This is a genomic window from Flavobacterium sp. MFBS3-15, assembly GCF_026107645.2.
Taxonomy (GTDB): Bacteria; Bacteroidota; Bacteroidia; order Flavobacteriales; family Flavobacteriaceae; genus Flavobacterium.
This window is the reverse complement of record NZ_JAPCHV010000007.1, coordinates 111,381-123,755: the sequence shown is the minus strand read 5'-3', so window position 1 is coordinate 123,755 and position 12,375 is coordinate 111,381. Positions and strand designations below refer to the sequence as shown.

The following is a 12,375-nucleotide window of genomic DNA, read 5'->3' as shown; positions in this document are numbered from 1 at the left end:
TCCTTACGGACCCATTATGGTATCAGGATTTACGGTAGTCGTAGAATCCGAAGTATCTACATCCTTATCCATATTCATTGTGTCAGTTGTCACGTCGGTTTCTGTAGTGGTCGTAGTTTCTTCGGTCTTCTCTTTACAGGAAGTAAGTGCCATTGAAGCTGCTGCCGCAAATACAAATAAAGTGTTGGTAGGTTTCATGATGTCATATATTTATATAATTCAAAATTAACCCTTTGCAATAAGTCTTTCTCCCAAGAAAATAGTAAAATTATGTTTGGGATTTCTTAAATTGTTTCGAATGAGCCATGCAGGTTCTTTCTCCCCGACTCTTTCTTGTCCCAGTTCAATGTTTTGGAGTATAGCGTTGAAGTAATTTTACACTATCAAATTTTAAAAACAACATTACCATGGAAAATACAATTTTAGGCCTGCACCACATCACAGCTATTGCAGGCGACCCGCAAAAGAATTTTAATTTCTATTCTAAAATACTGGGGCTACGCTTCATTAAGAAAACGGTAAACTTCGACGATCCCGGTACTTACCACTTCTATTTTGGCGACGAGTCAGGCAGCGCCGGCACCATACTTACCTTTTTTCCCTGGGGAGCAGGAATCCCACAAGGCCGCCGCGGAGCCGGCATGGCTACAGAAATTGGCTATTCCGTACCCAAAGGCAGCCTGGAATTCTGGATGGAAAGGTTCGAGAAATATAATGTCATTTATAATAAACCTGCCGAAAAGTTTGGCGAACGTTACCTTACATTCATCGACCCCGATGGACTTAAGCTGGAGCTTACTGAAGTTGCAGCCGATAACCGTAAGCCCTGGACTACTGATGAAGTTAATGCCGATGTTGCCCTGCGTGGCTTTCATCACATTACACTGACATTGAATGCTATGGACGGTACGGCAAAAATCCTTACCGATGTATTCGGATACCGCCTTGCAGCAAACGAAGTTACCCGCTACCGCTTTGTAACCGATACCGTGGAAAATGCAGCAATCGTGGACATTGTAGAACTGAAAGATGAAAAACGCGGCCACGTAGCCAATGGCACTGTGCATCATGTTGCCTTTCGGGTGAATAATGACGAGGTGCTGATGCACTTCAGGGAAAAGGTAGCTGCCGCCGGATTGAGCATTACCCCGCAGATAGACAGGAACTACTTCCATAGCCTTTATTTCAGGGAGCCGGGAGGTGTATTGTTTGAAATTGCAACTGACAATCCGGGTTTCATGGTCGACGAAACACTGGAAAACCTGGGCAAAGAGCTTAAGCTGCCGGAACAATATGAGTCCCGCCGCGAGGACATAGAGGCACATTTAGTACCGATAAATTAAAACAATGATTTTACCAACCTGCAAGGCTTCAATGCCTTGCAGGTTTAAATAACGCAAAAAACAAGATATGGACTTTCAAACTTTAAAATACATTTATAAACCATCCGGAAATCCGGATGCTTACACCCTGCTTTTGCTTCATGGTACCGGGGGCGATGAACGAGACCTCATCCCTTTGTCGCAAAACTTTGGGGACGCGTATAACATACTGAGCCTTCGCGGCAATGTGTCGGAAAATGGCATGCCACGATTTTTCAAACGTTTGGGCATGGGCATTTTTGATGAAGCAGACCTGCATTTCCGTTCAGATGAAATGGTGTCTTTTATTAATGAAACAGCAATAAAGGAAGGTTTTAATTCCAAAAAGATAATAGCCGTGGGTTATTCAAACGGAGCAAATATTGCCGGTGCGATAATGGTAAAATATCCTCACTTTTTTGCCGGAGCAATCCTCTACAGGCCTATGCAGCCTTTCAAATCGATTGAAGATAGTAATGAAGATAGCAATACCAAAATCTTTTTTAGCAGCGGACAACTGGATCCTACAGTGGATATAAAAACCACATTGAAATATATAGACATTTTAAAGAGGAAGGGGTTGAACATCACATTCCACGAGATTCCTGCCGGTCATCAGCTTACGCAACAAGATGTTATGTTATCTGAGCGGTGGTTGTCGGAAAATTTCCACTAAAAAACCCTTAATTCTTTAAAAAATCACTAACTTAACACTATAAAAAACATCTCCCGATGTCAAACATAAACCTGATTATAGAAGAGCGCCCAAGCGATATTGGAAATTTCCTTGTTGGAAGGCTGCTCCCGTTTCGTGAAAAGCGCACTGTAGGCCCATTTGCCTTTATCGACCATATGGGGCCTGTAGCGATGCATGATAATGAGAACATGGATGTTGGCCCCCATCCTCATATAGGGCTGTCTACACTTACCTACCTTTTTGAAGGCAGTATCATGCACCGTGACAGCCTGGGTACTGAAATTGAAATTACTCCGGGGCAGGTAAACTGGATGACCGCAGGCAAAGGCATTGTGCATTCTGAACGTACACCCGATTACCTGCGCCACTCCGACAAAAACCTGCACGGGCTGCAAATATGGGTGGCCCTGCCAAAACACCTGGAACAGATGGAGCCATCTTTTGCACACGTTACCGAAGATGAGCTGCCTGAATGGGACATAGACGGAGTTGCTGTAAAACTGATAGCCGGCGAGGCTTTTGGCAAAAAATCACCTGTGCCGGTATACAGCCCGCTTTATTTCGTGGAACTGAAAAGTACCCACAAACAAAAACTTTCCATAGGACGCAACCTTTTTGGGGAAAGCGGACTATATATACTGGAGGGAAGCATCGAAAGCGAAGGAAATACTTTTTTGCCAAAGCAATTATTAGTGGCCAAAGATGCTTCGCTATGTGAATTTACCCTTAACGAAAATTCTACCGTATATATATTCGGAGGGGAACCGTTTCCGGAACCGAGGCACATTTACTGGAACTTTGTAGCATCATCGCCTGAATTAATAGAAGATGCAAAAGAAAGATGGGTAAAACAGGAATTCCCACAAGTACCCGGTGAAACCGGATTTGTGCCACTGCCCGAACAAACAGGAGGATTTAACATAAAAAAATAAGACTTATAAATGGAAATAGAACACTACGACGACGGAAAAAAAGGCCATTTCAAAGCCATCGAAGGCGAAACACAGGCAGGATTGATGACTTATGTATGGGCCGGGGAGGATAAGTTTATAATTGAGCACACGGTTGGAAATCCTGAGTTCAGGGGGGTTGGAATGAAATTGCTTGAAAAGGCAGTGGCCTTTGCACGTGAAAAGAACGTAAAAATAATACCCTTGTGCCCTTTTGCAAAAAAAATGTTTGATAGAAATCAGGATATACATGATGTACTTGCCTGATCAATATTATGAAGCCTCTGCCAAATGAGCCCACTAACAACAAATACCATAATCTTCATAACAGGTGCCTTCCTTTCGCACCATGTATGGGATGAATGGATACTCTGGTTCAAAGACAGGGGCTATAACTGCATAGCTCCGGCATGGCCATATAAAGACGATAGTGCAGAAAAACTGCGTCAACGCCGGCCAAATGACAACGAGCTTGCCGGGATAAGGCTTCATCAGCTGCTGGATCATTATACAACCATCATCGAAAAGGAACCGCAAAAGCCTATTGTCATTGGGCATTCGCTTGGGGGACTGGTCGTACAAGCGCTTGTGAACAAAAATGCTGTTGCTGCAGGTGTAGCCATACATTCCATTCCTCCTAAAGATTCTTTAAGTTTTGACTGGCCCTCTCTTACATTGGTACTAAAATCATTGACACTACCGGGTTCTTCAAAACAAACCTATCTTATAGGCATGAAAGAATGGAACAAATCAGTTGCCAACGGAATGAGTGCCGATGAGCAACGGGACTCTTATGAAAAATATGCTGTCCCTGCATCAAGACATGTATTCAGTGATTTTTTTACCAAGGCTGCAAAAATTGATTTCAAAAAACAGCACCCGCCGTTACTTTTCATATCGGGTACTGAAGATAAGATCATACCTTTTGCGGCCAATTATTCTAATTACTTAAAATACGACCGATATCACTCTGTAACCGGACATAAAAAGTTTGTAAACAGGAACCATTTGGTATTGGTAATGGAGGTATGGGAGGAAGAAGCCGGGTACATAGCCGATTGGCTGGATGTTGTTTCCCCATCACCTTTCTGATTTATTCTTTCATTATCAACAAGGATGGTGTATCATTAAGCCAAGTGCTTCGGGTTTCCACCAGCTTTTTCCAGCTGTCAACACTAATGATCATTAGATCCTGCCCTTCAAGAAATTCTTTTTCTATTTTCCTTTGCCCCAACAGCTTAATATGATTAGGTACATTGTGTTCTATCGCGCGAATGCTTTCCTTAATTTCCGGATTGTTCTTTACCATACCATCAGCATCCAGGACAGTAACCTGCGAACCTGAGTTGCTGATCAGCCTTTGGGCAAAATTTATAAGGAAAGCATCGGCGGGATCAAAAATGGTAACAAAAACCTTATCGGTACCCGAAAACTCTTTATCTACAAGAATACCTACAGGTGTTTCCGACTTATTAAGGATGTATTGGGTACGCTCGTCGAAAGGGGAATTCTCAAATAATTTTTCCTTGCCTGTAAATGTATTGAGGAGGCTTTCGGGATTGATGATGCGGGTTGTGAAGCCCAGTATTTTCCCCAACAAAGTCCCTTCAAAAATCGACCTTCCTATATCAATAAGCACCAGGTCAAACTCTCCCTTGTTGGCCACAGCAGTTATATCGGTATCCATGTCGGTAGTGGCTTTAAACAAAGTGGTCACCTTTTGGTTAAGGGCTTCCGCCTCAGCCAGTACAGGCTTAAAGCTTTCCTTTTCATATTCCTCAAGATTAAAGGTATGTATCTCACTGCTGGGCGATATGTGCATGGCCGTCACCATCGCATTGCCTTTCATCTTCTTCACAAAAGCATTCGCCAGCCTCAGGAGCGTTTTCCCCCCTTCAGGGCTGTCAAAAGATACCAGTACCTTAAATTTGCTAACCTGTCGTATTTCAGAAGGGATATAATTCTTCCTGCGATTATATATATATCCTATCAGGTCCAGTGCAGGGCCTGTCATAAATGTGGTGGCAAGCGCCATGATAACCATCATGGAGAAAATCTCGGTAGAAAGCACTCCCAACTCCAGGCCAATGTTAAGGACAATGAGTTCCATGAGGCCGCGTGTATTCATCAGCGCCCCTATGGTAAGGCTGTCACGCCAGTTTTGCCCAACAAACCGTGCTGTTACGGCACTTCCAATAAATTTTCCAGCAACAGCAACAGCAATAATAAGCCCGCATATCTTCCACATGTAGGGATCGTCCAGTAATCCGATATTTGTATTAAGCCCGGTAAACACAAAGAACAAAGGCAGCAGCATTACCTGTGAAACATCTTCCACCTTTTCGATGAATATACCCCTGAAACGCATATTTTCGGGCATTATAGCGCCTGCCATAAACGCGCCAAAGAGTGCATGTATGCCAATAATCTCGGTCGTATAGGCAGATATAAGCAATGTGAGGAAAAAAATGGCCACCACAGGCTTTGAAATAACTTCGCGATTGCCATAAAGTTCGCCAATCTTTTTGAGGAATGGCTTGACCACCCAAAGCATAAGGAAAACATAAGCCAGCGAAAGCGCTATGACATAAAGCGAACTTACAAACGACCCTGCTTTGACTATGGCTATTACCGCTGCCAGGATGCACCATGCCGTTACGTCGTCTGCCGCCGCACAAGTAATTACCATAGCACCAATACGGGTCCTGTGCAATCCCCTCTCCTGCACTATCCTGGCAAGCACCGGAAATGCTGTAATGCTCATGGCTATGCCCATAAACAATCCAAAAGCCATGAACTCAACTCCCTGCGGAGCAAACTGCGTATATATGAAATAGGCCAGCCCCAGGCCCAGCGCAAACGGAATTATGATGCTCGCATGGCTAATAATGACTGCGTCCTTCGCTTTATTTTTCAGCGCACCCAGATCGAGTTCCATTCCTACGACATACATAAACAATATAAGGCCTATTTGGCTCAGGAATTGAAGGTTCCCTTTTGAACCATCGGGAAAAAGCAATGCTGAATATTCCGGGAAAAAAGTTCCTACCAGTGATGGGCCCAGCACTATACCGGCAATCATTTCGCCAATAACTGTAGGCTGCCCTATGCGCCTGCAGATCCATCCAAAAAAACGCGCGACAAAAATGATTGTAATGATTTGGACCAATAAGATAGCAAGCGGATGTGACAGGTTATGCTGCAGTGAAGAAAGAAAATCGTTCCATTGCCCCTCTCCCGCAGCCTGCGATACGATATCGCGGCCCTCTTCCAGCTGTTTGCCGTTTTGGAGGGTAACATAGATAAGTGCCGAAAATAGGACAACTACTGTGATATAAAAGAAGGTATTCCTGAAATTCTTCATAAGTACTGTGGTCTGGTGCGGCACAATATTACACAGAAAAACGGTAGTTAACATCTTGTTAAAAGAGACGTTCTATGCTTTTGTAATAAAGGGGCGGAATTATGTAATGAAATTACTTTTTTAGTTTTAAGGTAAATTCGTTCCTGTAAATTTCACTTAGCGGAAAAGTATGATGCCTCCCATCAGGCAGGAGCTTGTCTGCTATTATCTCATCATGCGAATAATATTGTACATGCTTCAATGCAATAATGGCTTTTTTATTAATGCGTGCAAACTCATCACTGGGCAACATCTCTAAAATTTTCTCAAAGGAACAGTTCTTCGCCGTTATCTTGGAATCGTCACCCATCAGCAATATTTTATCCCGGCTGTCAATGTCAGAAGTAAGTATGCAAAATATCCTTGCAGCATTGATAAGGGCTTTACCCCTGTCAGTATTCAATTGCAGTTGCTTTGCCGCTTTTTCAGGCTTTGCCATACGGGCGGCCACTTTCTCTACTGCCTGCTGAAGGCGTTCCTGCTTTACGGGTTTTACTACATAGTCTGCAGCATCCCTGTCAAAAGCGTCTACCGCAAAATCTTTATACGCGGTTGTAAATATGACAGCCTTGCCTTTTATTGCATCAGCTACCTGAAGGCCATTCATCCCGGGCATTTCAATATCGGTAATTAGCAGATCAAAGTCAAGTGCCTCCCATTCCCGCAACAGCGCTTCGGAGCTGTTAAAGGCCTTTACCACTTCAAGCCTGTCCATTTGTTCGCATATCATTTTAAGATAGGCCAGCCCCGGTAGTTCGTCATCAAGCAGTAAACATTTTATTTTTGTATTCAAGCAGGTTTATTTTTAAATGTGCTACATATACATCTTCCTCGATATGGCGTTCCAGCTTGTGGCATGACTTGTATATTATTTTAAGCCTTTGCTCAAGCGTTGCCGAGCCAATGCCACCGTGCTCTTTCAGGAATGCCGATTTTCCGGATATTTTGTTGGTTACGGTCATCGAAAAATAGTTGTCCCTAAATTCGATTACGATAGAAATGAACGCGTCCGGGCTTTGCAGGTCGGCATGCTTAAAGGCATTTTCAATAAGATCAATTGAAATTAGCGGTGCCATCACCTTTTCAGTATATAAAGGATCTTCCTCATCTATTTTTTTCTTAACCGAAATAGAAAAAAGCGGACTTATCTTGATCTTGTTGATCTCTATAAGGTTCAGGGCAAACTCGATTTCTTCTTTAGGGCTCACAAAGCGGTTCTGGCTTTCGTACAATATGAAGTCCAGTACATTGGAGAGCTTGTCCATAGCAAAATATGTTTGGTATGCATGTGATTGTATGGAGTTGAGGATGTTTTTGAAAAGGTGCGGATTGAGCCTCGCCTCTAAAGTTTGCAATTGTAAAGTGTTTGCTTTGTTTTCCAACTCTACAAATCGCGACTCCAGCCTCTTCCTTATCCGCCCTGCGCGGTTAAGCCTCATTGCCAGAAAGCCAATGATGGCCAGGAAAAGCCCGAGGATGATAAAGAGGATAATATTTAGTGGTGTCGCCATCTAATGTTATATAGTAAAGCCTTTATATTTTACGGCATGAAGCAACCGGAAATTATTCAGTGAAAGGCTTCCCATCTTCAGCCCATGCATCTGTGCCGCCCTGTAGTTCAACGATGTGTTCAAAACCTTTTGTTTTCAGTATGCTGACGGCTTCGGAGCTGCGCCCGCCCGCTTTGCAGTATACATACACGGTTTCCTTTTTATCAAGCTTATCTACGCGCTGGATGAAATCGCGATCATACAGATGGATGTTTTCGGCTCCTTCCAAATGCCCTTCTGCAAATTCCTTTGGCGTACGGACATCAATGAGCTGTCCTTTGTGCTCCGCCATCTGCTTTTCAAATTCGACAGGCGGCACAAGTTCTACACCTTTTTTCTGCTGGGCTTCGCATGACAATAAAGTAAAAGTGGCTATAAACAGAAATACTATCTTTTTCATTGGGTTATTTTTTAATGGTAAATGTTTCGGCAATAACGGCCAACTGTTTATCGGAAAGCTTTGACGTCATCTTGAGCTTTTCTATGAATACGGCTACCTCTTCCGGAGATGCCGGGCAACCAAGGTTTTCGCCTTTCGCATTGTTCGAATCGGCAAGCAGGTTGCCTTTGTGGTCAAGTATCACCCAGTACGGCAGTCCCGATTTTTCACCTTTGTATTTTTTCAGTATTTCATCGCCTCCCGGCGTTTCAAGGGCTTTATTCTTCGGGGATTCCTGCACTGTGATATGAGCGGTAACATAATTATCGTCAAACAGTTTTTTGCAGCTATCGCTGTTCATGTGGTTATCCATCTTTTTGCACCAGCTGCACCAGGAGGCATGGAAAATAAGAATAACCTTCTTATTTTCCTTCCGTGCTTGTACAGCGGCTTTTTCAAAAACAGATGTGGCTGATTCCTGAGCGTTTAATGTAGTTATACCTGCCAGGATAAACAGGATTAGGGATGCTATTCTAATTTTCATTACTAAATTTTTAGTAGTGCCAAGGTAAGGAAAAATACTTTCTATGCCTTAATTTATTGGAGGGTAAAAAAAACATTCCGGTAAAAAGTTAGAAATAATTTTATGCTAAACATAAATTGTATTTCAAAATAATTTCTATTTTGCAAACTATACACATTTAAACCAAAAACAAAACCTAAAAACCTACCTATTTATGAAAATGCACAGGGATATACTTGTTATTGAAGATGATGAAGATGACAGGGATATTTTGAGGGAGATTTTCCGCGACCTGGGATACAAAAATAAAATTGTATTTTTCTCCGACAGTACTGAGGCACTCGACTATATCCGCAGGCCTGAAATTGAACCTTTCATCATCATATCCGACATCAACATGCCGAAACTGGGAGGATTTGAATTGCGTAACATAATCCTGAACGAGGAGATTTTGATGGACAAACATATCCCTTATATCTTTATATCTAATGCGCAGGACGAGCAATCCCTTAAGCAGGCCAACAAGCTTTCGATACAGGGCTACATCCACAAAGGCAATGACTACAACAAGTACAAAGAGAAAATCAAAAACCTCATAGACTATTGGAAGGTAAACATCAACTCCTTCTCTTCTAAAAAACAATAAGGGCCGTCTCACGACAGCCCTTTGTTTTGTTATTTATAAATTCCTATTCTTCCGGTAAAACCACCGGGCCATCCCAGTTGTTCATACCGCCAATAAGGTTGTAAGTTGTGGCAAATCCAAGCTGGCCCATAATATTGCAGGCCTGGCCGCTCCTGGCTCCTGCCGCGCAATACACATAATAGTTCTTCGATTTATCAAGTTCCTCAAGGCTGTAAATAAAACCCTGCCCTTTATAAATATCAATGTTTATAGCACCGGGAATTATGCCACGGCCCCATTCGTCGGCGGTGCGCACATCAAGGATAACGGCATCACCGTCTTCCTGCAGCTTGCTCCACCATTCGTCTTGTGAAATGTTCATTTGGTTATAATTTTGTGCAAAAGTATTATGCTTTTATCGAACAGCCAATAGCTTTTGTTTCTTTAACCGGGACTTCTTTATTCTTTAACAGTGCATCCACAGCATTCTCTACATATTTTGTCTTTACTGCTTTTGCATCCTCATAGTTATCGTCAATGGCGCCTATATATTTTACCACATTGCCTTTTGCCGTTTTTTGAAGTACATAAACATGTGGGGTTTTGGTAGCACCATACTGCGGATAGATCTTTTGGCCTTCATCAAGCAGGTACGGGAATGTAAATTTTTTTTCCTTCGCCCTTTCCTGCATTTTGGCAAAACTATCATCTTTTTGCTTTTCCGGGTTATTTGGGTTAATGGCCACTACCGGGTAGCCCAGCTTTTTGTACTTGGCATCCAGCGCCACAACCCTGTCTTCATACGCCACAGCATAAGGGCAGTGGTTGCAGGTAAAAACTACTATATAGCCTTTGGCATCCTTCATGTCTTTGAGCGAAACCATTTTGTTGTTCACATTCTTCAGGCTGAAGTCGGTGGCAATGTCACCTACCTTATAACCTGCTGCGGGTTTTACTGTAAAGGCAGCCATAATGCCCACTGCCAAAAATAATCCTACGAACTTTATTGTCTTCATATATGTTTGTTATTTAAAATTGCTTACTTCTTTTTCAAGTTCTTCGTAGGTAAATGACCTTTCGAAAAACCCGCGTTTATCCTTATTATATATTACTGTTGCCGGGATGGCCCCGCTCCAGGTAGAATCCACTTTCGGCAACCATGCGTTCTGGTCGGGATCCTGGAGGAAAAGCACCTCGCTCTTAAGTTGCCTCTCCTTTATGAACGGCAGCAGCTTGCTCTCCACCTGCTTTGACATATCGAGACTTACCAGGATTACTTTAACTTTATCCCCCTTATACTTTTCGTTCAGCTTTTCAAAATACGGCAGCTCTTCCACACATGGCACGCACCACGTAGCCCAAAAATTAACCACATAGGTTGTGTCGTTTTGCATTTTTAGGAAATGCTCAAGCCCATTAAAGTCATAGGCATTGACCGAAACACCATCAGCAGAGTACACTTTAAGCGGTTTTGGCGCAACTGCTTCTGCGACTTCAGCCTGTTCTTCTTTCTTTCCGCAGGAAAACAACAGCACCCCCGAAAGCGCCCAAATCCACGCAGTATTCTTTAAATATCGTACCATTCTCATTTTTTAATGAAGTTAAAATTAGGCAAAAATTAACCTCATGATTTATTTTTACAAAATTTAACATAACAATTGTATATACAATTAAAAACTTTAATACATTTGTATATACAAATTTTGTAGTTGTAACTATGAAGATAGAAGATGCCATAAAGTCCACAACAGCATTGTCTCCAAGCAAGAGGACAATACTTAACATAATGTATACGCAGAATGTTTTATCGGAGACCTTTAATGAGGTGCTAAAGCCCCATGATCTTTCCACAGAACAGTTCAACGTGCTAAGGATACTAAGGGGCCAAAAAGGCAAGCCTGCAAATATGGGCCTTATCCAGGAGCGTATGATCTCAAAGACCAGCAATACGACCCGCCTGGTCGACAAGCTCCTGCTGAAAGGGCTTGTTACCCGCGAAGTGTGTCCTGAAAATCGCCGCAAAATGGACATCACCATTACAGAAAAGGGAATTAAAGTGCTGGCACAACTTGACCCTGAAGTAGATAACCATGAGCAGGCTTATGCTAACAACCTGACTGAAGATGAACTTCAAACTTTTAACCTCCTGCTGGAAAAATACCGCGGAGAACAATAATGAAACCTTTAATCTTTTAAACTAAATAAATAATTTTTGAAACATGAAAAACCTAAAAACAATTGCAATCGCTTTCATAGCAGCCCTTTCAACTTTTGCAGCTACGGCACAAGAGAAAAAAATTGATACTAAAACAAGTAAAATCCAGTGGGTAGGAGAAAAACTTACAGGTACACACACAGGTACGATCGACTTTAAAGAAGGTGTTATCATCATCCGCAACGGAAAACTTACAGGAGGTTCATTCACTGCCGACATGAACTCAATCACCGTAACAGACCTTAAAGCAGGCGAAGGCAAAGAGAAACTGGAAGGCCACCTAAAAGCTGACGATTTCTTTGGCACGGCAACACACCCAACTGCCAAGATACTTTTTAAAACAATCAAGGCAAAAAGCGCCGGTGTTTATACTGTTACTGCCGACCTAACCATCAAAAACATCACCAAGCCGGTAACATTCGACCTTACAGTAGGCGAAAACACTGCTACAACTACTTTCAAAGTAGACAGGACCCAATACGACATCAAATACGGCTCTAAGAGCTTCGTTGAAGGAATTGGTGATAAAGCCATATATGACGAATTCGAGCTTACCGTAAACCTCAAGTGGTAATTAGTATTTAAATTGAAAATGCGAAAAAGTCCCCTTTCAGTAATGAGAGGGGCTTTTTGTTTTAAGATGCAAGATTTTTTAATATTAGTACTTTAAAG

General features: G+C 42.4%; 17 protein-coding genes. 8 read left to right on the top strand and 9 right to left on the bottom strand.

Annotated features, from left to right (window positions below):
• Positions 1–3: 3 nt before the first annotated feature.
• The gene (locus OGH69_RS07860) at positions 4–198 is read right to left on the bottom strand and encodes a hypothetical protein (RefSeq protein WP_265173909.1); all 195 of its coding nucleotides are present in this window, start codon (positions 196–198) and stop codon (positions 4–6) included.
• Between the two features lie 209 nt (positions 199–407).
• Here OGH69_RS07860 and OGH69_RS07855 point away from each other — a divergent pair, with 209 nt between their 5' ends.
• The 5 genes from OGH69_RS07855 (at position 408) to OGH69_RS07835 (ending at position 4,100) form a co-directional block, all read left to right on the top strand.
• Entirely contained in the window at positions 408–1,343 is a 936-nt protein-coding gene (locus tag OGH69_RS07855) for a ring-cleaving dioxygenase (protein ID WP_265173908.1), read from the top strand.
• 67 nt (positions 1,344–1,410) lie between these two features.
• The gene (locus tag OGH69_RS07850) at positions 1,411–2,037 is read left to right on the top strand and encodes an alpha/beta hydrolase (RefSeq protein WP_265173907.1); all 627 of its coding nucleotides are present in this window, start codon (positions 1,411–1,413) and stop codon (positions 2,035–2,037) included.
• 56 nt (positions 2,038–2,093) lie between these two features.
• A complete protein-coding gene (locus tag OGH69_RS07845) occupies positions 2,094–2,990 on the top strand; it encodes a pirin family protein (protein WP_265173906.1) in 897 nt (298 codons plus the stop codon).
• Positions 2,991–2,999: 9 nt separating this feature from the next.
• Positions 3,000–3,275: a GNAT family N-acetyltransferase gene (locus OGH69_RS07840; protein ID WP_265173905.1), complete on the top strand. Its 276-nt coding sequence runs from the start codon at positions 3,000–3,002 to the stop codon at positions 3,273–3,275.
• A gap of 24 nt (positions 3,276–3,299) precedes the next feature.
• Positions 3,300–4,100 (top strand): alpha/beta hydrolase, encoded by an 801-nt coding sequence (locus OGH69_RS07835; protein WP_265173904.1) that lies wholly within the window; start codon positions 3,300–3,302, stop codon positions 4,098–4,100.
• Position 4,101: 1 nt separating this feature from the next.
• On the opposite strand, the gene OGH69_RS07830 is transcribed toward OGH69_RS07835, so the two are convergent.
• From OGH69_RS07830 to OGH69_RS07810, 5 genes are all read right to left on the bottom strand, one after another.
• Complete coding sequence (locus OGH69_RS07830; RefSeq protein WP_265173903.1) at positions 4,102–6,372, bottom strand: cation:proton antiporter; 2,271 nt, start codon at positions 6,370–6,372, stop codon at positions 4,102–4,104.
• Positions 6,373–6,484: 112 nt separating this feature from the next.
• On the bottom strand, positions 6,485–7,204 hold the full coding sequence (locus OGH69_RS07825; RefSeq protein ID WP_265173902.1) for a LytR/AlgR family response regulator transcription factor: 720 nt from the start codon (positions 7,202–7,204) through the stop codon (positions 6,485–6,487).
• On the bottom strand, positions 7,173–7,922 hold the full coding sequence (locus tag OGH69_RS07820) for a sensor histidine kinase (RefSeq protein ID WP_265173901.1): 750 nt from the start codon (positions 7,920–7,922) through the stop codon (positions 7,173–7,175). The genes OGH69_RS07825 and OGH69_RS07820 overlap by 32 nt, the downstream gene beginning before the upstream one ends.
• A gap of 52 nt (positions 7,923–7,974) precedes the next feature.
• Positions 7,975–8,361 (bottom strand): rhodanese-like domain-containing protein, encoded by a 387-nt coding sequence (locus tag OGH69_RS07815; protein ID WP_265173900.1) that lies wholly within the window; start codon positions 8,359–8,361, stop codon positions 7,975–7,977.
• 4 nt (positions 8,362–8,365) lie between these two features.
• Positions 8,366–8,884, bottom strand: coding sequence for a thioredoxin family protein (locus tag OGH69_RS07810; protein WP_265173899.1), 519 nt, complete (start codon positions 8,882–8,884; stop codon positions 8,366–8,368).
• A 193-nt stretch (positions 8,885–9,077) separates the two neighbouring features.
• Between OGH69_RS07810 and OGH69_RS07805 the strand changes: the two genes are divergently transcribed.
• Positions 9,078–9,509, top strand: coding sequence for a response regulator (locus OGH69_RS07805; protein ID WP_265173898.1), 432 nt, complete (start codon positions 9,078–9,080; stop codon positions 9,507–9,509).
• Positions 9,510–9,552: 43 nt separating this feature from the next.
• On the opposite strand, the gene OGH69_RS07800 is transcribed toward OGH69_RS07805, so the two are convergent.
• The 3 genes from OGH69_RS07800 to OGH69_RS07790 are packed head-to-tail and all read right to left on the bottom strand — an operon-like array spanning position 9,553 to position 11,071.
• Positions 9,553–9,870 (bottom strand): rhodanese-like domain-containing protein, encoded by a 318-nt coding sequence (locus tag OGH69_RS07800; protein WP_265173897.1) that lies wholly within the window; start codon positions 9,868–9,870, stop codon positions 9,553–9,555.
• A gap of 25 nt (positions 9,871–9,895) precedes the next feature.
• Positions 9,896–10,504 (bottom strand): thioredoxin family protein, encoded by a 609-nt coding sequence (locus tag OGH69_RS07795; protein WP_265173896.1) that lies wholly within the window; start codon positions 10,502–10,504, stop codon positions 9,896–9,898.
• A 9-nt stretch (positions 10,505–10,513) separates the two neighbouring features.
• The gene (locus OGH69_RS07790) at positions 10,514–11,071 is read right to left on the bottom strand and encodes a TlpA disulfide reductase family protein (RefSeq protein ID WP_265173895.1); all 558 of its coding nucleotides are present in this window, start codon (positions 11,069–11,071) and stop codon (positions 10,514–10,516) included.
• Between the two features lie 134 nt (positions 11,072–11,205).
• Between OGH69_RS07790 and OGH69_RS07785 the strand changes: the two genes are divergently transcribed.
• Both OGH69_RS07785 and OGH69_RS07780 read left to right on the top strand, forming a co-directional pair.
• Positions 11,206–11,664 carry a MarR family winged helix-turn-helix transcriptional regulator gene (locus OGH69_RS07785; RefSeq protein WP_265173894.1) on the top strand — a complete coding sequence of 153 codons (459 nt, stop codon included), beginning with the start codon at positions 11,206–11,208 and terminating at the stop codon, positions 11,662–11,664.
• Positions 11,665–11,707: 43 nt separating this feature from the next.
• Complete coding sequence (locus tag OGH69_RS07780) at positions 11,708–12,277, top strand: YceI family protein (RefSeq protein ID WP_265173893.1); 570 nt, start codon at positions 11,708–11,710, stop codon at positions 12,275–12,277.
• Positions 12,278–12,375 lie beyond the last annotated feature (98 nt).